The sequence below is a fragment of the uncultured Salinicola sp. genome (assembly GCF_937921195.1).
Classification (GTDB): Bacteria; Pseudomonadota; Gammaproteobacteria; order Pseudomonadales; family Halomonadaceae; genus Salinicola.
In genome coordinates this window covers 20,437-39,895 of sequence record NZ_CALFQK010000026.1, presented here as the reverse complement: position 1 = coordinate 39,895, position 19,459 = coordinate 20,437, and the positions used below count along the sequence as shown (strand labels likewise).

Sequence of the window (19,459 nt, the reverse complement as noted above, 5' to 3'; positions counted from 1 at the left end):
CCTGCCACACCTCCGATCCGGACATCTTCGCCATCGGCGAATGCGCGCTGTGGAACGGCCAGGTCTTCGGCCTCGTCGCCCCCGGCTACACCATGGCGCGCACGGCAGCCGGCTGCCTGGTCGATAGCGGCGAGCCGTTCAGCGGCGCCGACATGTCGACCAAGCTCAAGCTGCTTGGCGTCGACGTGGGCTCCATCGGCGATGCGCATGCGTCGACCGAAGGCGCCGTGAGCTACCGCTTCATCGACGAAGCCGGCCACGGCTACCGCCGACTGGTGGTCTCCGGCGACGGCAAGCGCGCCCTGGGCGCCGTGCTGGTGGGCGACAACAGCGGCTACGACACGCTGTTGCAGTACGTGCAGAACGGCATCGCGCTGCCCGCCGATCCGGCCAGCCTGATCCTGCCCCAGGGCGAGGGCGCGCCGCTGCTGGGCGCGGATGCCCTGCCGGAAAGTGCCACGATCTGCTCGTGCCACAACGTTTCCAAAGGGGCTGTCTGCCAGGCGGTCGACGCCGGCTGCACCGACCTCGGCACGCTCAAGGCCGAGACCAAGGCCAGCACCGGCTGCGGCGGCTGCACGGCACTGCTCAAGCAGGTCTTCGAGCATGAGCTGGAAAGTCGCGGGGTCGAAGTCGACCGCAGCCTTTGCGAGCACTTCGCCTATACCCGCCAGGAGCTCTACGGCCTCATGCGGGTCGAGGGCATTCAAAGTTTCGAGGCGCTCCATGCCCGTCACGGCAAGGGAAGGCTGGGCTGCGATATCTGCAAGCCGGCCGTCGCCTCGATCCTGGCCTCGTGCTGGAACGCGCCGATCACCAACCCCTCGCTGGTGCCGCTGCAGGACACCAACGATACCTTCATGGCCAATATGCAGAAGAACGGTACCTATTCGGTGGTGCCGCGTATTCCCGGTGGGGAGATCACTCCGGACAAGCTGCTCGCCATCGGCGCGGTGGCCAAGAAGTACGATCTCTACACCAAGATCACCGGCGGCCAGCGTATCGACCTGTTCGGCGCCCAGTTGCACGAACTTCCGGAGATCTGGGGCGAGCTGATCGCCGCCGGCTTCGAGACCGGCCACGCCTACGGCAAATCCACCCGCACCGTGAAATCCTGCGTCGGCAACACCTGGTGTCGCTACGGCGTGCAGGACAGCGTGGCCATGGCACTGAGAATCGAGAATCGCTACAAGGGGCTGCGCTCGCCGCACAAGCTGAAGTTCGCCGTCTCCGGCTGCACCCGGGAGTGCGCCGAAGCCCAGAGCAAGGACATCGGCGTGATCGCCACCGAGCACGGCTGGAATCTCTACGTGTGCGGCAATGGCGGCATGCGCCCACGCCATGGCGAGCTGTTCGCCACCGATCTCGACGATACCGAACTGCTGCGCATCATCGACCGGCTGCTGATGTTCTATATCCGCACCGCCGATCGCCTTCAGCGTACCTCGGTGTGGCGCGAGAACCTCGATGGCGGGCTCGATTATCTCAAGGCGGTCATCCTCGAGGACAGCCTGGGGCTGGGGCATGAACTCGAGGCCCAGATGCAGCACGTGGTGGATCAGTACGAGTGTGAATGGGCCAACGCGCTCAAGGATCCGGACAAGCTCAAGCGTTTCCGGACTTTCGTCAACGACCAGCGCAGCGATCCGGACATCATTGCGGTCAGCGAGCGCGATCAACCGCGCCCGGCTAGAGAAGAAGAAATCGCCGCCCTGGCTACGGAGATTACCTCATGAGCACTGCCATTCTCGAAGCCTCTGAACTCGCCGTGGCGGGAAAAAAGCGTGTCCGCCTCTGCTCGCGGGAGGATCTGGTCGCTGGCTCTGGTGTCGTCGCCTGGCACGAGGGCCATCAGATCGCGATTTTCTATCTACCGGGTCGGCCCGAAGCGGCCGGTGAGTCGTCTAATCGACCCGAAGCCGTCGGTGAGCTGTCTACCCGACCCGAGCCCGTCGGTGAGCTGTCTACCCGACCCGAAGCCGTCGGTGAGCTTTACGCCGTGGACAACCACGATCCGTTTTCCAGCGCCAACGTGATCGGCCGCGGCATTATTGGCGACCTCGCAGGGGAGCTGGTGGTTGCCTCACCGATCTACAAGCACCATTTTCGGCTGAGAGATGGCCAGTGCCTGGAAGATCCCGGTCAGTGTCTGCGCCACTGGTCGGTCGCCTTCGACGGCGACGACGTGATGCTGCGGGAGCCACGAACGATCCGTGCCTGACAGGCTGCCCGACAAAGACTGATAGCCGCGGGCTTGCGACAACGCCGGGCCCTTGAAGCCGGCACAAAAAAAGCCCGCGCAAGAGGGGGGGATGCGCGGGCGAGGCGGGGTGTTACTAGGAGACGCGACTCGAACGACTGCTGCGAAGGAATCCTGCATTCGATGGAAATATGTTAGCACCCTTATATTTCCCTGACAATGCAATATCGCAATCGCTCTCATCGCTCCGTGCTATCGCCGCCGCGCTCGCCCCCATGGCGCTCGGCCAACTCCTGGCGGTGGTCGCGCAGCTCCTGTCGCAACGACTCGATCTCCAACTGAAGTTCGCTCACCTGCTCGATCATATGGCGCATCATCCGCCGGTTCGCCTTGTGCTGGCGCGATTCGGACTCGCCCTGGTCCTCGACGAACAGCGAGCTGACGTAAGCGGCGAAACTGCCGAACAGGCCGACACCGCAGACCATCAGCATCACGGCCACCACGCGTCCCATCGTGGTGACCGGATAGTAATCGCCGTAGCCCACCGTGGTGACGGTCACCACGGCCCACCACAGCGCCTCCTCGGCGGTATTGATCGGACTGGCGGGATTCGGGGTCTCCACCATCAGCACCGTCATCGCGCCGAGCACCACCAGCATCACGGTAGCGGTCGCGGCCGAGGCGAGCACGCCCTCGGCGCGATTGCGGAACAGCAGTTGCCAGATCAACTCCAGCGACCGTAACGCGCGCAGCACGCGAATGACCTGAACGACTCGCACCAGCCGCGCCGCCTGGAACCATCCCGCGGGTATGCAGGCCAGCAGGTCCAGCCACCCCCATCGCATGTAGCGCCATTTGCTGGGCGCCCGATAGAACCGCTGGCAGAAGTCGATGAAGAAGAACAAACAGACCAGGTAATCCAGATAGTCGAAGAGCCGGCTGATCTCGGGGGGCAAAGCGAAGAATATGTCGGCGAGCATGGCCCCCAGGACATAGAAAGAGAGCGCCAGGATAAAAAACTGAAACGGCGTAACGTGTTCTTTCACGACGAGTCCCATTCACGTGAACGACCCGCACCGGCGACCATTGGACCGCGGCAGGATCGGGGTGAATGACATTATCAGCGGTTTGGTCGGTAAAACGCGAATCGTCCGGTTTGATGCGGCCTCAAGCGCGGCCTGGAGGCGGCGTCGACGCGCTCACCGGATCCCGGTGTCAGGCCGAGCAGGGATTGGCGGCTTTCAACTGGGCGAAGTTGGTCACGAAGGTATCCATCTTCTCCGCGTCGTAGTCCTGCAGGCCGCTGATGACCAGTTTCTTGGAGCCGATACCCACGTCACGGCCATTGCAGCTCATGCGAAACTCGAGGTGCGCTTCGCCGCGCTTGCCCTTCACGTCCAGGTTGGCACCGGCAAAATCGAGATCCAGATCGCAGGGATCGTGATCCTCGAGCGAGAACCCCATGCTGTCGTAGATCACCAGCGGACGCCGGGGATTGAACATCACGCCTTTTTCCTCGAGCAGCGGCTTGAGGTAATGCGGGAAGTTGCGACCCGAAAAGGCGACGTAACGACGGGTGAAGGTCTCCACCGTGGCGGGGTCGCGGATCGTCCAGCCGCTGCGCTTGACGCTCAGATAACGCTTGCCGTTTTCGTCCACGACACTGACGGTTCCCGCCTCCTCCTCGCAGAAGCTCAGCGCCACGCGATCGCCCACCATCCCGCAAAAGTGGAAGGTCATGTGCTGTGACAATCCATAGCGAGACAGCACCAGTGCGAACAGCAGGTCGCCCGGGACACAGAAGCGGCGCGCGCAGGGATCGTGAATCGGGTTGTAATCGCCCGCGATCTGTCGCGCGAACCGACTGGCCTGCTCCGCCGTGATACAGATACGGTTCGCGTCGGTAGAATGGAACTCGTCGAGAAACATAGGTGGTCGACCCACATGTCGAGTGACTTGGCGTTGGTTCTGGCTTGACGATGGTTCTGACAATCGGCGCCGCTCTTGTACCACAACTTCGTTCAAAGCGCAGCGCACCATTAACATTTAGAGACAAATGATAGCGTAGTTTACCCAAATGAATGTTCCAACCACAGTCAACGAAGCGTCGGATCCCCGTTCATGTCCCTGCGGCAGTGGCTGGCACTACGATCGCTGCTGCGGGATCTACCATCGCCTGGAGCAAACCGCACCGACGCCGGAGGCGCTCATGCGCTCCCGCTATTCGGCCTTTGCGCTGGGCGGGCTGGGCAGCTACCTGGTCAGAACCTGGGATCCCGACGCGATCGAGCCGACCCTCACGAGCGCAGCGCTCGACCGGCGGGACAATCAATGGCTGGGCCTCGAGATCGTCGGCACCCGCACGACCGGAGCGAAGGCCACGGTCGAATTCAAGGCGCGCTTTCGTCCCTGGAACGCCGTCTCCGCCGGACCGGTCCAGACGCTTCACGAGCGCTCTCGTTTCCGGCGTCATCGCGGCGACTGGCTCTACATCGATGGCGTCATCGATCCACCTCCCGCCGGAAGCCCGTCGCGCAACGCTCCCTGTCCGTGTGGAAGCGGCAGCAAAGCCAAACGCTGCTGCCTGCGCTGACACCGCTTCTCCATGGCCGAGCCGCAGGCAAGTGGACCGCGCTGCGGCGCCCCGCTACGCTTTTCTCCTGTCGATGCACCATCCGCGACGCTCCGGTGTGCCCATCAATCCTTTCGAGGCGCCATGGCGCTTCGATGTGCGAACACGAAAAGCAGGTGAATGGAAATTTCCGATAGCGCCACCAACCTCCTCAGCCAAGCGCAGGAAGCCCTCGGCCAGTGGCTGCACATCCCCGGCTGGATAGTGCTCCCGGCGCTGATTCTCCTCGTCGCTTTCATCATCGATCTCGCGCTGTACTTCACCCTCAACCGGATGGAGCGCCGCCTGCGCGATTCGCCCCGCCGCTGGGACGACCCCATCCTCCACGGCCTGCGTCTGCCGTTGCGCTGGTGGGTCTGGATCACCGCCTTGATGGTCGACCTGGGCATCATCGGCGCGCACTTCGAGATCGAGCGCCTGACCACCGTGTTCTCGCGTCTCGGCGCCTTGATCACGCTGCTGCTCGTCGCCTGGGGCGGCATTCGCCTGTTCCGGCGGCTGGAGCAGCGGCTGGTATTCCCACCGGTCAACTGCCATGCCAAGCCCGTCGACCCGACCTCGGCATCGGCGCTGACCAAGATCGTCGGCGCCGTGCTGATCGTCACGCTGCTGCTGATCGGGCTGCAGATCCTGGGGGTGTCGATGTCGAGCATCCTGGCCATGGGCGGTTTCGGTGGTCTGGTCATCGGCTTTGCCGCGCGGGACGTCATCGCCAACTTCTTCGGCGGCATGGTGGTCCATCTGGACAAGCCCTTCGTGGTCGGCGACTGGATCCGCTCGCCCGAGCGCCAGATCGAGGGCATCGTCGAGGACATCGGCTGGCGCCTCACCACGGTGCGGACCTTTGCCGGGCCGCCGCTGTACGTGCCCAATGCCTGGTTCAGCCAGATTTCCGTCGAGACCCCGACGCGGATGGTCAGCCGCCGCCTGTGGGAGACCATCGGTATCCGCTATCAGGATATCGGCAAGATCGAGAACATCACCGGCGATATTCGCGACCTGCTGCAGCAACACGAGGAGATCAACCAGGACGAGCTGATCACGGTCAATTTCGTCACCTACGGTCAGTACTCGCTGGACATCATGATCTACGCCTTCACCCACGAGACGGACTGGCAGCGATTCCATGAGATCAAGCAGACCATCCTGCTGAAGATCCGTGACATCATCGACCGGCACGGCGCCCGCCTGGCCCTTCCGGCATCTCGGCTCTATCTTCCCGAGGGCCTGGATCGCGAGGATGGCGAACGAGACGGGACCCAACTGGACCGTGAGCGGAAATCGGGTGACAGCGGCGACGGCGCGCCCCGCTCTTCCCGCGGTAAACGCCAACCCTCCAGGGCCCCGGGCCCCGCCGACGATTCCCAGGAAGAGGGCGACGCCTGATCCCCGGTTGCGCGGCGATCTCGGGGCTAGGCCCCGCCACGATGACCCAGCGCGCACCAGGCATCGCTCAGCCAGCGGCCAGCCGCGGCGATCTCGGTGTCGGTGGCGCCGGCGTACCCCAGCACCAGGCCTGGCCGGGCGGGAGCGCGCAGGAAATAGCGCGATAGCGGCGACAGTAGCACCCCCGCCTGCTCTGCCCGAGAGACCAGCTCGGCCTCCAGCGCCGGGCTTTCCAATTCGGCAACCAGGTGCATGCCCGCCGTTCCCGCCGACAGCACGAGGCCATTCGCCACCGCCGGGGCCAGCGCATGGCGCAAGGCCGCCTGGCGTTGCCGATAGAGTTCCCGCATCCGCGAGACGTGGCGCGCGAAATGCCCTTCGGTAATGAACGTCGCCAGCGCGGCCTGTGCCACGTACTGCCCCTCGCGGTGGAGTCGCGCATTGGCCCGCCGAAATGGCTCGACCAGGGGATCCGGCAGTACCAGATAGCCCAAGCGCAAGCCGGGATACATCACCTTGCTGAAGGTGCCGACGTAGATGACCGGTGCGTCGTCGACGAGCCCCTGTAGCGAGGCGATCGGCGCGCTGGCATAGCGAAACTCGCTATCGTAGTCGTCCTCCACGATCCAGGCGCCGTGACGCTGGGCCGCTTCGATCAGCGCCGTGCGTCGCTTGAGACTCATCGTCACGCCGCTGGGATACTGGTGCGAGGGTGTCACGTAGATCAGCCGGGGCGTCGCCACCGAGGACGGCAGGGTGGCGATTGCCATGCCCTCGTCATCCACCGGTACCGGCACGATGTCGAGCCCGGCGGCGAGGAAGCAGGCGTGCGCACCGCCGTAGCCCGGCTCCTCCATCCAGACCGTCTCCCCCGTATCGGCCAGCAACCGGGCGATCAGTTCGAAGCCCTGCTGGGCGCCCTGGGTCACCAGGATCTGATCGGGCCGGCAGCGTACCGATCGCGACAACCGCAGATAGTCGCAGAGCGCCTCGCGAAGTGCCGGCACGCCTCCCCGATGCTGATAGTCATGCCACTCCAGCGGCGCCTGCTGCTGGTGACGACGCAGCAACCGCTGCCAGCGCTCGCGCGGGAACCGGTCCAGCGCGGGCACGCCCGGCACGAAGGCGGCGTGGCGATCGCTCAACACGCCGCTGACATCGAGAATGCGCTGGCCGCGGCCGGAAAGTGCCGCCGATACGGCCACCCTCTCCGGCATCGGACGCCTTCCCGCCACCGCCGCCGCGCCCCACTCGGCGACGAACACCCCCGCGCCGGGCCGACTCTCGAGGAACCCCTCGGCGGTCAATCGATCGACCGCGCCCAGCACGGTGTTGCGACCCAGCCCGAGCTCGCGCGCCAATTGCCGCGACGAGGGCAGCGCGCTGCCCGGCTTGAGCTTGCCCTGCTGGATCCAGTCTCGCAGCGACTGGTACAGGCGCTGGGTCAGGGTCAGCGACGACGGCGTGGCGAGGCGCATCGTCAACGCTTCGACGATCCACGGGCGATGCGCATTGGGCTGCTTCACTGGTTCCCTCGCTCCTGCGTTAACTGGCTCTTATCGAAGAACCAGCATGACGCCAGACTGCTGGCAAGTCACGCCGATCCTGCTGGAGCCCCGCATGCCCGACATCCGCATCGCCACCCCCGAAGACATCGACGACATCGCACCGCTGGTCGATGGCTACCGCCAGTTCTATCGACAGCCAAGCGACCCCGAGGGCGCCCGGGCCTTTCTGGGCGAACGCTACCGGCGCGGAGACGCTCACCTGTTGGTGGCCCATGACGCTGGCGGCACCGCCGTCGGCTTCGCCCAGCTGTTCCCGGTACCCTCGACCACCACCCTCGGTTCGCGCTGGATCCTCAACGATCTCTTCGTCGTCCCCGAGGGTCGTTGCCGCGGCATCGGCAGCGCCCTGCTGCAGGCCGCCAGGGAGCTGGCGTCCGACCACGGCGTTGCCCAACTGATGCTGCGCACCCAGGTCGACAACACCGCCGCCCAGTCCCGTTACCGCGCGCTCGGCTGGAAACGCGACGACGCCTTCCACACCTTTCTGTTGAGTGTCTGATGCCATGACGACAACCAACGAATACGGCCAGCCCGTGGGCGGCGATATCCCGAACTGGTGCGAGCCACCTTTTCCGGACGCGAACGTCCGGGAAGGTCGCTTCTGTCGTCTGGAGCCGCTCGATCCACGCCGGCATGCGCCATCGCTATGGCAAGCGTGGCAGATGCCGGATCCCGATATCGCCAACGATCGCGAGGCCAGGGCACGCTGGACCTACCTGGGCGGCCGTGCTTTCGACGATCAGGCGGGATGCGAGCACTGGCTGGAGGCGATGAGTGGCGACAGCGACCCGGTCTGCTACGCCATCATCGATCCGGCCGACGGCCAGGCCGTGGGCATGGCAACCTACCTGCGCATCGTCCCGGCCGACGCCACGCTGGAGATCGGTCATCTCAACTTCTCGGTACGCATGGCACGAACGCCGATCTCCAGCGAAGCGTTGATGTTGCTGATTCGATACGCCTTCGCGCTCGGCTACCGCCGCGTGGAGTGGAAATGCGATTCCCTCAATGTCCCGTCCCGACGCGCGGCCGAGCGGCTGGGCTTCCGTCCGGAGGGCGTCTTCCGCCAGCACCGGGTGGTCAATGGACGCAACCGCGACACGGCCTGGTTCTCGATCGTCGACGACGAGTGGCCGGCGATCCACGCCTGCCACGAGCAGTGGCTCGCAGCCGAGAACTTCGACGCCAACGGGCGCCAACGACGATCGCTGTCGAGCATGACCGAGCAACTGACGAGAAGTGAGCGCTAGCATGTACCAACCGAGCCATTTTCGACTCGACGATGCCGAAACCCTGCAGTTGACCATCGAGCAATCGCCCTTTGCCACGCTGGTCACCCACGGCGCCGAAAGCGGGCTAACCGCCGACCATCTGCCGCTTTTGTTCGAACCCGCCGAGGGCAACCTGTCGGGGGGTAGGCTTCGCGGGCATATCGCTCGGGCCAACCCGTTGGCATCGCGCGCGTTCGATCATCGGGCGCTGGCGATCTTTCACGGCCCCCAGGCGTATATCACGCCTAGTTGGTATCCGGCCAAGAAGGCGCACGGCAGGGTCGTCCCCACCTGGAACTACGAAGTGGTTCATGTCCATGGCAGACTGCATCTGATCGACGACCCCGCGTGGCTGTATGGCGTGGTAGGCGCGCTGACCGAGCGCTTCGAGCGCGAACGCGCCTTACCTTGGTCGATCGACGACGCGCCGGCGGATTTCATCACCAAGATGTGTCGGGCCATCGTCGGCGTCGAGTTGACCATCCAGCGCATCGAGGGCAAACGCAAGGCGAGCCAGAACAAGCCTATCGAGGAGCGCGAGGCCATTCTTGAGGGTCTTCAAAGCGAATACGGTCACCCTCCCGATAATGCCAAAACCCTAAGTGGAATCGAATGAGATCGGGAAAGCCCTATGTCCGAATACAACGCAATCGTGCGCTGGCAGCGTCAGCTAACGGAGACCTTCATCGATAGCCAATACAGTAGAGGCCATCACTGGCACTTCGATGGCGGCGTGACGGTCCCGGCCTCCTCCTCTCCCCATATCGTCCCGCTCCCCTACTCGGTCGATGCCAACGTCGATCCCGAGGAAGCCTTCGTCGCGGCGCTCTCCAGCTGCCATATGCTGGTGTTTCTCGGTATCGTTGCCAAACGACGCTTCGTCGTCGAGCACTACGAGGACAACGCCGTCGGCGTGCTGGAAAAGGACGACGCCGGCCGATTGGCGATGACGCAGGTCACGCTACGCCCGGCGGTGACGTTTTCCGGCGAGCGCCGACCGACGCCCGAACAGCTCGAGACGATGCACCACCAGGCCCACCGGGGCTGCTTCATCGCCAACTCGGTCAAGACCGCCGTCGTCACCGAGATCGTCGAACCCCGAGAGACCCCATGACCCGACTCATCACCTATACCGAAGCCCGCGACCGGCTCTCCTGGGCCGGCGCCGTGGAGGCCCTGCGCCAAGGCCATCTCGCGGCCCGACCGGAGATCGACGACACCTTCCTGGGGCCTGCCGACAGGACGCTGCTCAATCGCTCCTGTTTCATCCCCGGCATCGGCTATGGCGCCAAGGCGGTCACCGTCTTCGACGGCAATGCCGCCCGCGGCCTGGATACCGTTCAGGGCGCCATGCTCTATTTCGCCCCGGAGGATGGCCAGTTGAAGGCGATCATCGAGAGCCGACTGGTCACCGAGATCAAGACGGCCAGCGACTCCGTGCTGGGCGCGCTGCTGCTGGCCCGGCAGGAGAGCCGCCATCTGCTCATCTGTGGCGCCGGCAATGTCGCGGCCAGCCTGATCGACGCCTACACCGCCCTGTTCCCCGGCCTCGAGCGCATCAGCCTGTGGAACCGGACTCACGACAAGGCACGGGCTCTCGCCAGCGCCTGTGAAGCTCGCGGCCTGGACGTGGTGGCGGTGAGCGACCTGGAAACGGCGGCCGGATCGGCGGATATCATCGCCAGCGCCACCATGGCGCGAACCCCGTTCCTCCGGGGCGAGTGGATCCGCGCAGGCACCCATGTCGACCTGATCGGCGCGTTCAAGGCCGACATGCGTGAAGCGGACGATACGCTGCTGCAGAAGGCCCGGCTGTTCGTGGACAGCCGCGAGACCACGCTCGGCCATATCGGCGAGTTGAAGATTCCCCTCGCCGCCGGCGTCATCGCCGAGGCCGACGTCCTCGCCGATTTTCGCGACCTGCTCGCCGGCGCCCCGGGCCGCCAGGCGGAGAGCGATATCACCGTGTTCAAGAATGGTGGCGGTGCCCACCTCGACCTGATGATTGCCCGCTATATCGCCGCAACCGCGCGGTAGCCCGCACCGCCCGCTGCGACGCTCGGTCACTGGACGCCGACGCTCAGCGGCGTAGAATGCGCGGCGTTCGGCTATCAAGGCGCCCGTGACCGCGCCAGAAAACTGTCCAAGGCGCCCGTGACCGCGCCAGAAAACTGTCCAAGGCGCCCGTGACCGCGCCAGAAAACTGTCCAAGGCGCCCGTGACCGCGCCCTTTTTATCAACCCGGTCCGCCCTTTGCGAGGGCGACTACCAGGAGTCTGAGCATGTCATCAAGCGATCCCGCGATCGTAGTCGCGGCGTTGTATCAGTTCGTCACTCTCGACGACTTCGAAGCCCTGCGCGAGCCGCTGCTCGCCCAGATGCAGCGCCTCGATATCAAGGGCACGCTGCTGCTCGCCAACGAGGGCATCAACGGTACCGTTTCCGGCACCCGCGAGAGCATCGACGCGCTGCTCGGCTGGCTCAAGCGCGATCCCCGCTTTGCCGAGCTGGGCCACAAGGAGTCCTACTGCGACGCGCACCCGTTCTACCGCACCAAGGTCAAGCTCAAGCGCGAGATCGTCACCATGGGCGTACCCGACGTCGACCCGAACCGTCGGGTCGGCACCTATGTCGAGCCGGAGCAGTGGAACGCGCTGATCGAGGATCCCGAGGTGCTGGTCATCGATACCCGCAACGACTATGAAGTGGCCATCGGCAGCTTCGAGGGTGCGGTCGACCCCAGGACCAAGTCGTTCCGCGAGTTCCCCGAGTACGTCAGGCAACACTACGATCCCAGCCGCCACAAGAAGGTGGCGATGTTCTGCACCGGGGGCATCCGCTGCGAGAAGGCGTCGAGCTTCATGCTCAATGAGGGATTCGAGGAAGTCTTCCACCTCAAGGGGGGCATCCTGAGCTATCTGGAGCGGGTGCCGGAGGCACAGAGCCGCTGGCGCGGCGACTGTTTCGTGTTCGACAACCGGGTCACCGTTCGCCACGACCTGAGCGAGGGCGAGTTCGAGCAGTGCCATGCCTGTCGCATGCCGATCTCCACCGCGGACCAGTCGTCGGACAAGTACACGCCGGGGATCAGTTGCCCCCACTGCTGGGATTCGCTACCGGAAAAGACGCGGGCCAGTGCCCGCGAGCGGCAGAAGCAGATCGAGCTGGCCCGAGCCCGCAACCAGCCGCATCCGATCGGCCGCAACCCGCGCGAAACGTCGAACGCCTGACGCCGGATGCAAAACGGCCTCCCGATCGCTTCGGGAGGCCGTCATTCGAACGCCGAGGGTGTCGCCGGGGCCGGCTCAGTGCGCGCTGCGCACCAGCTCCTTTCGGTCCGGTTCGGGCAGCAAGCCGTAGCCACTCAACTTGGCAAAGAAACGTCGCATCCGCCGATCGACTTTATGACGCGCGAACCAGGGCCAGACGTTGGCCAGCGGCATGAAGTCCGGATTGGAGACGCCGTCGATCAGCCATAGCCGCCGAGAGCCGTCGGCCAGGCGCTGGCAGACGATGTTGCGGTCGTTGATATCGGACGGCACGATCCAGTTGTCGCGAAGATAGTGATACAGCCCCTGAAGCTCGTCGGCGAACGCACGGGTGGCGAACCAGGCCGTCTCGCCCCGATCACGGTACTGTCGAATGGTGGAGGAGATCTGGCCATCGGCATCGGTCACCAGCCCAAACACCAGCCCCGGACCATGATCGGTCTCCACCGCTCCGAAATATTCCGGGACATGGCGCCAGTCGTCGAGGCCGCGCGCCTTCAGAACGTCGAAGTAGACCTGTTCCCGCTCGTTCTGGTGGCTGCCGCGCTCGGGAAAGCGGGGCACCTTGATGCAGCGCTCGGGCCGATCCGGATGCCGGTAGATCGCCCGATCGTTGCCGTGGGCAATTTCATTGAGATGGGAAAGTCGATACACGGTGGGCCACTCCGAACCGTAACGCAGGCGTCATGACCCGTTAATGTTATCTTAATCAAACGGTGTTTTCAGTGATCTTTCGTCTCATCGTCGGACGCCGGGCGCATCCAGCGATCCCACAGCCGGGAGACGGTGTCGCGATGATCGGCGAAGACCTCCCCCGACACCAGGCTGCGCCCCTTGGCCAGTGCCGCCCGGTGACTGGCGTCGCGATAGGCCAGATAGGCCGCCTGCAGATCGCGGGCATCCTGCTCGGGTAACCTGCCGCTCTGGGCCAGCGCATCCAGCAGCCGCATATTGTCGGTAACCTCGAGCAGGGCCGGCGTCGTTGCCGACAGGGCCAGCACGGCGTACTGGTTCATGAACTCGATGTCCACCAGGCCACCGGCATCCTGCTTGAGGTGGAACTGCCCCGCCTCTCTTGCCTCGGCACCGCTACCCAGATGCTCGCGCATCTTGTGCCGCATCCCGACCACTTCCCGACGCAGCTCGTCGCAGTCGCGCTCTCGCCCCAGCACTTCCCGGCGGACGGCCTCGAAACGCTCGCCCAGGGCATCGTCGCCGGCCACCGCCCGCGCGCGCACCAGCGCCTGATGCTCCCAGATCCAGGCCTCCTTGCGCTGGTACTCGGCGAACGCGTCCAGCGAGGAGACCAGCAACCCGGCATTGCCCGAAGGGCGCAGGCGCATGTCGACCTCGTAGAGCGTGCCGCTTGGCGTGGTGGCGGTGAGCAGATGAATGATCCGCTGGCCCAGACGGGTGAAGAACACCAGGTTGTCGATCGACTTGGCACCGTCGGTGACGCCCTGCGGCGCGGCGTCGTATAGGAACACCAGGTCGAGATCGGAGCCGTATCCCAGCTCGATGCCACCCAGCTTGCCGTAGCCGACGATCAGGAAACCCGCCTGATCCGCCGAATCCCGGGCGCTGGGTTGGCCGTATCGTGCCGTCAGCGAGCGCCACGCCATCCGCAATACGCTATCCAGCACCACCTCGGCGATCGCGGTCAGGTAGTCGCTGACCTTCATCAACACGCGCCCCCCGGCGATGTCGGAGGCGGCCACGCGCAGCACCTGGGTCTGCTTGAAGACCCGCATCGCCTCCAGCCACCCCTCCTCGTCGTCTTCGGGAATCCGCGCCAGGGTCTGGCGCAGTTCATCCGCCAGCCGCTGCTTGTCGGCCGGCGAGTAGAGCGTCGCGGGGGTCAGCAGCTCGTCGAGCAGGATGGGATGGCGGGCCAGCTGTTCGGCAATCCAGGGGCTGGCCGAGCAGAGCCGGACCAGCGACGGCAGCACCTGCGGATTCTCGCGCAGCAGCGACAGGTAGGCGGTACGCCGCAGCACCGCCTCGATCAGCGGCAGCACGCGCTCCAGGGCCACGCTCGGCGCTTCGCTCTCCGCCGCCGCTTCCAGCAGCAGCGGCATGACGGCATCGAGACGCTCGTAGCCGATCCGCTGCATCGACTTCACGCCGCGGGAGTCCCGGAAGGCGCCCAGTCGCCGCAGCGACTCGGGCAGCTCGAAGCCTGCCGCCGCCAGCGTTCGCTCCGCCTCGGCGTCGTCCATCTCCCCCTGCCACAGCTGCCGCCAGGCGACGTCGTGCCGGCCCGTCTCGTCCTCCGGGGACGGCGATTCGTCATCGGGATCGGCGATCACCGCGTCGAAATGACGTCGCACCCGCTCACGACAGGCCGCGAGCGCCTCTCTCAACGCTCCCCAGTCCGGCATCCGCATGGCCATTGCCAACCTCGCCTGGTTCTCCGGGTCGCCCGGCAGCGTCTGCGTCTGGCGGTCCTGCTGCGCCTGCAGCGCATGTTCCAGATCCCGCAGGAAGACGTAATCCTCGCGCAGCTCGTCGACCACCGCCTGCGGCAGCAGCTCCAGCGCGACCAGTTGCGACATCGCATCCCGCAGCGAGGTCACCTGAAGTTCGGTGTCCCGGCCGCCACGTATCAACTGAAACGCCTGGACCACGAACTCGACCTCCCGGATCCCCCCTCGCCCCAGCTTGATGTTGTCGTCCCGTCCCAGCCGCTTGACCTCGCGATGGATCATCGCCTTCATGTCGCGCAGCGACTCGATCGCACCGAAGTCGAGATACTTGCGGTAGATGAAAGGCTTGAGTTCACCGAGCAGCTGGTATCCGGCATCGATGTCGCCGGCGACGGGGCGCGCCTTGAGCATGGCATAGCGCTCCCACTCCCGCCCCTGGTCCTGGTAGTAGCTGGTGAAGGTGTTGAAGCTGCCGACCAGCGGCCCGCCATCGCCCAGCGGGCGCAGTCGCATGTCGACCCGGAACACGAAGCCGTCGGCGGAGATCGCGTCCAGTGCGGCGATCAGCTTCTGCCCCAGCTTGGTGAAATATTGCTGGTGCTCGTACTCTCGCGCTCCCCCCTGGGTGGTGCCCTTTTCGGGAAAGGCGAAGATCAGGTCGATGTCCGAGGAGAGATTGAGTTCGCCGGCGCCGAGCTTGCCCATGCCCAGCACGATCAGGCGCTGGGCCGCGCCGTCGGCGCGTGGAGCCGGTGTCCCCCAGCGGGCCGCGAAATGCCCCTCGAGCCACCCCAGCGCCCCTTCGAGGCAGATTTCCGCCAGTTCGGAGACGGCGCGGGCGGTCCGCCACATGTCGCCACCGTTGAGGTCGCGCCAGACGATGCCGAGCATTCGCGCCTGGCGGAAACGACGCAAGACGCGGTGAAGCGTCTCCTCGCTGTCCGCCATCGCCAGCGCCTCGCGCAGTATCTCCTCCAGCAGCGCCCGGTCCGGAGCCGCTTCAAGCTCGCCCATCTCCAGCGCGGCGGGCAACAGCGCCGGGCGCGTAGCCAGGGCATCCAGCGCAAAGTCCGACAGCAGCACCAGACGGGCCAGCTCGCCTCCCCGGGTCCCGTCCAGCGAATGCCACGCCTCGGCGACCGCCGGCTCCACGCCGGCGCCTAACGCCTCATCCAGCCGCTGCCTGGCTTCGCGCCTGGCACTTTCCAGCTCCGCGGGGAGATCCATGTCGGCAAACCAGCACTCGGGTAACGGCATCAGGGGCTCCAGGCAGGCGATGGGCGGGTCAACGCGGATAGGCCCGACCAGCATAACGAAAGCCTCTAGCGAGACCCAAGCGACGAAGGTCGTTGACTAAGTGCCGATGCCTCGACCGATTGGCGCCGTGGCTAGGCCAGATGCACGGTGTCAAACCAAGGTTGTATTACATCGTACGAATAAACCGACTACAAAGGCACAAGCCAATCAGCCGGGTCCATGTGCACTCCTACAATCACAAGCGCTCCTCAATCTGCCGGCCCGCTCTCGAAGTCCACCCACTGCCAAGGATTACCTCATGACGTTCAAGAAAACCCTGCTGGGAATCGCCTGCCTGGCATCACTGACGGTAGGCACCGCCCAAGCCGACTTCCCGAATCGGGATATCCGCGTCATCGTGCCGGCAGCCGCCGGCGGCGGTACCGACGCCATCGTTCGCAAGGCCTCCAACATCGCCGAAGAGTCGCTGCCCGTCTCGATGTATGTCGAGAACGTGGAAGGCGGCATGACCGCAACCGGCCTGCTCCAGTTGATGAAAGCGCGCCCGGACGGGCAGACCATCGCCGCGATCACCTACGACAGCATCATCACGATCCCGTGGAAGAACATGCTGCCCGGCTTCGACATGGACAAGATGCGCATGATCGCGCGCATCACCAGCGAAGCCGATGCGATCACCGTGCCGGAAAACTCTCCCTACAAGACGCTGGACGACCTGATCGCCGCGGCCAAGGAGAAGCCCAGCAGTATCCGCGTCGGCATCCAGAACATGGGGGCCAGAACCCACCTGACGCTGCTGCAGCTCCAGGAACAGACCGGCGCCAAGTTCAAGATCGTCTCCTACGACAACAGCGCAGCGTCGCAAAAGGAAGCCCTGCTCAACGGCGAAGTCGATGCCGTCGTCACCAGTCTCGGCGATCTGGCACCGCTGATCGAGTCCGGCCAGGCGCGCGGTCTGGTCGAATTTTCCGACACTCAGAATGAAGGCTTCCCCAATGTACCGCCGGTCACCGAGACCGATACCGGCCTCGACCTGCAGATGGGCAGCTTCATCATCATGGTGGCCCCGGCGCGTACGCCGGACGACGTGATCGAGAAGCTGGAAGCCACGTACCACAAGGCCTATGAGAGTGACGAATTCCAGCAGTGGCTGAAACAGATCGGCGTGACGCCCGCCTGGCTGGGAGCCGACGACGTGACCCAGTGGGCGAGCGATACCCAGCAGCAGCTCTTCAACACCATGGACGATCTGGTCGACCAGGGCGTGCTGGAGAAATAAGCCACCCGCGTTCGTTCCTATCCACACTGCGCCATGCCGTTCGCATGGCGCAGCGCTGCGACTTCAGGTGCCCTATGTCGTTGAAACCATCATCTCCGCACTCTTCCCGACGCGCTGGACTAGGCGGTGAATTCTGTGTCCCAGCGGCGCTCGCGATCATCACCCTGATCTATCTGGTCTCGGCGATCCAGCTCGGGCCACCGATGAAGGCCGGCAACATGACCGCGTCCTTCTTCCCCATCGCGACCGCGATCATCATGCTGATTGCGCTCTCCTGCGCCATGATTCATGCGCTGCGCGGCAGGGCCAGGGCATCCGCCGAATCGTCGTCCATCGACGCGGAAAGCCACGATGAGATTCCCAGCGGCCGCCAGTACGCCGGGCTCTCCCTCGGCGCGATCGGCGTCGTCGTGCTGACGGCGGGCTATCTGCTGGCGTTCGATCTGATCGGCTACTTCGTCGCGACGTTCGTCTACGTATTGCTGCTTTGCTGTCTGTTCGGCGGTGGCTTCCGCGATAAATGGCTGACCAAGCTGATCGCCGCCATTGCCATCACCCTGGCGGGCTACCTGCTGTTCGAGGTCGTCTTCCAGGTCCGCCTGCCCACTCTCTGGAGTCAATGATCATGGACGCGATCTCCGGGCTGCTGGGTGGTTTCGCCGCCCTCGCCAATCCCGAAACCCTGCTCTACATGATCGGGGGATTCCTGATCGGCACCTTCTTCGGCGCGGTGCCGGGGCTGACCTCGGTACTGGCCATTGCCCTGCTGCTGCCGCTGACCTACAGCCTCGACGTGACCACGGCGCTGGTCGCCTGCGCCAGCATCTTCATGGCCGGGATGTGCAGCGGCAGCATCACCGCCACCACCATCAACATTCCCGGGGCGCCCTCGTCGATGATGACCGCCCTGGAAGGTTACCCGATGCAGCAGCGCGGCGAGGGTGCCAAGGCGCTCGGTCACGCCGCACTGGGTTCGATGATCGGCGGTTCGCTGGGCGCCCTGCTGCTGATGGTGATGGCGCCGCTGGCGGCGGACGTGGCCCTGCTGATCCGCACGCCGGGCAAGTTCTCGCTGATCGCCTTTGCGCTGATCGTGATCATCATTTCCCAGCGCGGATCGATCACCAAGGGCATGATCGCGACCCTGTTCGGCGTCATGGTCGCCACCATCGGCATCGACGTGGTCCAGCCGCTGGCCCGCTTCACCTTCGGCACCGGCGTGCTGGTCCAGGGCATCGACATGATGCCGCTGATCATCGGCACCTTCGCCATCAGCGAGCTACTGGTCCAAGCCGACAGCCGTAGCACCCGCACCGTCGACCCGAGCATGATCAAGGCGGCCAAGGTGAGACGTCGCGATTTCATCCCGCCGCTCTCCGAAGTCCGCGAGATCGGCGCGCTGCGCTACCTGAAAAGCGCGGTCATCGGCTACGCGGTCGGCATTCTCCCCGGCGCCGGCGGCTCGATGGCGGCTTTCGTCTCCTACGCCGAATCGATGCGCTCCTCCAAGCATCCGGAGCGTTACGGCAAGGGCAACCCGGAAGGTATCGCGGCGGCAGAATGCGCCAACAACTCGATGTGCGGCGGCGCGTTCGTGCCGATGCTGACGTTCGGCATCCCCGGCGATCCGACCACCGCCATCGTGCTCGGCGTGCTGGTGATCAACGGCCTCCAGCCCGGCCCGCAGTTCATGACCCAGCAGCTCGACCTGATCGCGCCGATGTTCGCCTCGCTGTTCGTCAGCGCCCTGATCCTGATCCCGCTGACGCTCTACCTGCTCGGCCCCTACTTTCTCAAGATCGTGTCGATCCGCCGTGACGTGCTCTACTCGAGCATTGCCATCGTCGCACTGGTGGGCAGCTACGTGGCCACCTACTCCACGTTCCAGATGGCGCTGGCATTGGTGTTCGGCGTGCTGGCCTACTACCTGCGCAAGCAGAAGTATCCCACCGTCTGCCTGCTGCTGGGGTTCGTGCTCGGTCCGAGCCTGGAGGAGTACTGCCGTCGAGCGCTTTCCATCAACGACGGTAACCCGCTGATCTTCTTCACCAGCCCGGACAGCCTCTTCTTCATCGCGCTGACCGCGGTGTTCTTCTACTTCATGGTGATTCGCAAGCCCAAGGATAACGGGCTGGGAACACGGCCCGCATAGGAGGAGCCTGTCGCGGCCA

18 protein-coding genes are annotated in these 19,459 nt (G+C 64.9%); 13 read left to right on the top strand and 5 right to left on the bottom strand.

Annotated features, from left to right (window positions below; genetic code table 11):
- Positions 1-1,736 (top strand): nitrite reductase large subunit NirB (gene nirB / locus Q0602_RS02115; RefSeq protein WP_298838192.1); only part of this gene is annotated, 1,736 nt, incomplete at its 5' end.
- Positions 1,733-2,221 (top strand): nitrite reductase (NAD(P)H) small subunit family protein, encoded by a 489-nt coding sequence (locus Q0602_RS02110; RefSeq protein ID WP_298838189.1) that lies wholly within the window; start codon positions 1,733-1,735, stop codon positions 2,219-2,221. The genes nirB and Q0602_RS02110, both read left to right, overlap by 4 nt.
- A gap of 218 nt (positions 2,222-2,439) precedes the next feature.
- Here the strand turns inward: Q0602_RS02110 and Q0602_RS02105 are convergent, their stop codons facing one another.
- Positions 2,440-3,246, bottom strand: a complete 807-nt coding sequence (locus Q0602_RS02105) for an ion transporter (protein ID WP_298838186.1) — start codon at positions 3,244-3,246, stop codon at positions 2,440-2,442.
- Positions 3,247-3,415: 169 nt separating this feature from the next.
- Complete coding sequence (locus tag Q0602_RS02100; RefSeq protein WP_295035564.1) at positions 3,416-4,129, bottom strand: DUF3581 family protein; 714 nt, start codon at positions 4,127-4,129, stop codon at positions 3,416-3,418.
- Between the two features lie 148 nt (positions 4,130-4,277).
- Here Q0602_RS02100 and Q0602_RS02095 point away from each other — a divergent pair, with 148 nt between their 5' ends.
- Both Q0602_RS02095 and Q0602_RS02090 read left to right on the top strand, forming a co-directional pair.
- Entirely contained in the window at positions 4,278-4,793 is a 516-nt protein-coding gene (locus Q0602_RS02095) for a YchJ family metal-binding protein (RefSeq protein ID WP_298838181.1), read from the top strand.
- Between the two features lie 159 nt (positions 4,794-4,952).
- A complete protein-coding gene (locus Q0602_RS02090; protein WP_298838178.1) occupies positions 4,953-6,218 on the top strand; it encodes a mechanosensitive ion channel family protein in 1,266 nt (421 codons plus the stop codon).
- Positions 6,219-6,244: 26 nt separating this feature from the next.
- On the opposite strand, the gene Q0602_RS02085 is transcribed toward Q0602_RS02090, so the two are convergent.
- Positions 6,245-7,696 carry a PLP-dependent aminotransferase family protein gene (locus Q0602_RS02085; protein ID WP_295035575.1) on the bottom strand — a complete coding sequence of 484 codons (1,452 nt, stop codon included), beginning with the start codon at positions 7,694-7,696 and terminating at the stop codon, positions 6,245-6,247.
- Between the two features lie 94 nt (positions 7,697-7,790).
- Here Q0602_RS02085 and Q0602_RS02080 point away from each other — a divergent pair, with 94 nt between their 5' ends.
- The 6 genes from Q0602_RS02080 (at position 7,791) to Q0602_RS02055 (ending at position 12,287) form a co-directional block, all read left to right on the top strand.
- Positions 7,791-8,285 carry a GNAT family N-acetyltransferase gene (locus Q0602_RS02080; RefSeq protein ID WP_295035558.1) on the top strand — a complete coding sequence of 165 codons (495 nt, stop codon included), beginning with the start codon at positions 7,791-7,793 and terminating at the stop codon, positions 8,283-8,285.
- Positions 8,286-8,289: 4 nt separating this feature from the next.
- On the top strand, positions 8,290-9,036 hold the full coding sequence (locus Q0602_RS02075) for a GNAT family protein (protein WP_298838175.1): 747 nt from the start codon (positions 8,290-8,292) through the stop codon (positions 9,034-9,036).
- A 1-nt stretch (position 9,037) separates the two neighbouring features.
- Positions 9,038-9,673, top strand: coding sequence for an FMN-binding negative transcriptional regulator (locus tag Q0602_RS02070; RefSeq protein ID WP_295035556.1), 636 nt, complete (start codon positions 9,038-9,040; stop codon positions 9,671-9,673).
- A gap of 15 nt (positions 9,674-9,688) precedes the next feature.
- Positions 9,689-10,171, top strand: a complete 483-nt coding sequence (locus Q0602_RS02065) for an OsmC family protein (RefSeq protein ID WP_298838170.1) — start codon at positions 9,689-9,691, stop codon at positions 10,169-10,171.
- On the top strand, positions 10,168-11,094 hold the full coding sequence (locus tag Q0602_RS02060; RefSeq protein ID WP_298838167.1) for an ornithine cyclodeaminase family protein: 927 nt from the start codon (positions 10,168-10,170) through the stop codon (positions 11,092-11,094). Before Q0602_RS02065 ends, Q0602_RS02060 begins: the two co-directional genes overlap by 4 nt.
- Positions 11,095-11,339: 245 nt before the next feature.
- Positions 11,340-12,287, top strand: a complete 948-nt coding sequence (locus Q0602_RS02055; protein WP_298838164.1) for a rhodanese-related sulfurtransferase — start codon at positions 11,340-11,342, stop codon at positions 12,285-12,287.
- A 75-nt stretch (positions 12,288-12,362) separates the two neighbouring features.
- Here the strand turns inward: Q0602_RS02055 and Q0602_RS02050 are convergent, their stop codons facing one another.
- Both Q0602_RS02050 and glnE read right to left on the bottom strand, forming a co-directional pair.
- Positions 12,363-12,980, bottom strand: a complete 618-nt coding sequence (locus Q0602_RS02050) for a YrbL family protein (RefSeq protein ID WP_298838162.1) — start codon at positions 12,978-12,980, stop codon at positions 12,363-12,365.
- A 68-nt stretch (positions 12,981-13,048) separates the two neighbouring features.
- Positions 13,049-16,009 carry a bifunctional [glutamate--ammonia ligase]-adenylyl-L-tyrosine phosphorylase/[glutamate--ammonia-ligase] adenylyltransferase gene (gene glnE, locus Q0602_RS02045; protein WP_298838159.1) on the bottom strand — a complete coding sequence of 987 codons (2,961 nt, stop codon included), beginning with the start codon at positions 16,007-16,009 and terminating at the stop codon, positions 13,049-13,051.
- A 298-nt stretch (positions 16,010-16,307) separates the two neighbouring features.
- Between glnE and Q0602_RS02040 the strand changes: the two genes are divergently transcribed.
- The 3 genes from Q0602_RS02040 (at position 16,308) to Q0602_RS02030 (ending at position 19,440) form a co-directional block, all read left to right on the top strand.
- On the top strand, positions 16,308-17,288 hold the full coding sequence (locus Q0602_RS02040; protein ID WP_298838156.1) for a tripartite tricarboxylate transporter substrate binding protein: 981 nt from the start codon (positions 16,308-16,310) through the stop codon (positions 17,286-17,288).
- 80 nt (positions 17,289-17,368) lie between these two features.
- Positions 17,369-17,911 (top strand): tripartite tricarboxylate transporter TctB family protein, encoded by a 543-nt coding sequence (locus Q0602_RS02035; protein WP_298838154.1) that lies wholly within the window; start codon positions 17,369-17,371, stop codon positions 17,909-17,911.
- 2 nt (positions 17,912-17,913) lie between these two features.
- On the top strand, positions 17,914-19,440 hold the full coding sequence (locus Q0602_RS02030; RefSeq protein ID WP_298838151.1) for a tripartite tricarboxylate transporter permease: 1,527 nt from the start codon (positions 17,914-17,916) through the stop codon (positions 19,438-19,440).
- Positions 19,441-19,459 lie beyond the last annotated feature (19 nt).

What these genes read in the sequence shown, in the direction of transcription:
- Q0602_RS02055 (WP_298838164.1), top strand. Translation starts at nt 11,340, where the DNA reads ATGTCATCAAGCGATCCCGCGATCGTAGTCGCGGCGTTGTATCAGTTC.
- Q0602_RS02090 (WP_298838178.1), top strand. Translation starts at nt 4,953, where the DNA reads ATGGAAATTTCCGATAGCGCCACCAACCTCCTCAGCCAAGCGCAGGAA.
- Q0602_RS02060 (WP_298838167.1), top strand. Translation starts at nt 10,168, where the DNA reads ATGACCCGACTCATCACCTATACCGAAGCCCGCGACCGGCTCTCCTGG.
- Q0602_RS02110 (WP_298838189.1), top strand. Translation starts at nt 1,733, where the DNA reads ATGAGCACTGCCATTCTCGAAGCCTCTGAACTCGCCGTGGCGGGAAAA.
- Q0602_RS02095 (WP_298838181.1), top strand. Translation starts at nt 4,278, where the DNA reads ATGAATGTTCCAACCACAGTCAACGAAGCGTCGGATCCCCGTTCATGT.
- Q0602_RS02040 (WP_298838156.1), top strand. Translation starts at nt 16,308, where the DNA reads ATGACGTTCAAGAAAACCCTGCTGGGAATCGCCTGCCTGGCATCACTG.
- Q0602_RS02100 (WP_295035564.1), bottom strand. Translation starts at nt 4,129, where the DNA reads ATGTTTCTCGACGAGTTCCATTCTACCGACGCGAACCGTATCTGTATC.
- Q0602_RS02080 (WP_295035558.1), top strand. Translation starts at nt 7,791, where the DNA reads ATGACGCCAGACTGCTGGCAAGTCACGCCGATCCTGCTGGAGCCCCGC.
- Q0602_RS02075 (WP_298838175.1), top strand. Translation starts at nt 8,290, where the DNA reads ATGACGACAACCAACGAATACGGCCAGCCCGTGGGCGGCGATATCCCG.
- Q0602_RS02030 (WP_298838151.1), top strand. Translation starts at nt 17,914, where the DNA reads ATGGACGCGATCTCCGGGCTGCTGGGTGGTTTCGCCGCCCTCGCCAAT.
- glnE (WP_298838159.1), bottom strand. Translation starts at nt 16,009, where the DNA reads ATGCCGTTACCCGAGTGCTGGTTTGCCGACATGGATCTCCCCGCGGAG.
- Q0602_RS02065 (WP_298838170.1), top strand. Translation starts at nt 9,689, where the DNA reads ATGTCCGAATACAACGCAATCGTGCGCTGGCAGCGTCAGCTAACGGAG.
- Q0602_RS02085 (WP_295035575.1), bottom strand. Translation starts at nt 7,696, where the DNA reads ATGCGCCTCGCCACGCCGTCGTCGCTGACCCTGACCCAGCGCCTGTAC.
- Q0602_RS02070 (WP_295035556.1), top strand. Translation starts at nt 9,038, where the DNA reads ATGTACCAACCGAGCCATTTTCGACTCGACGATGCCGAAACCCTGCAG.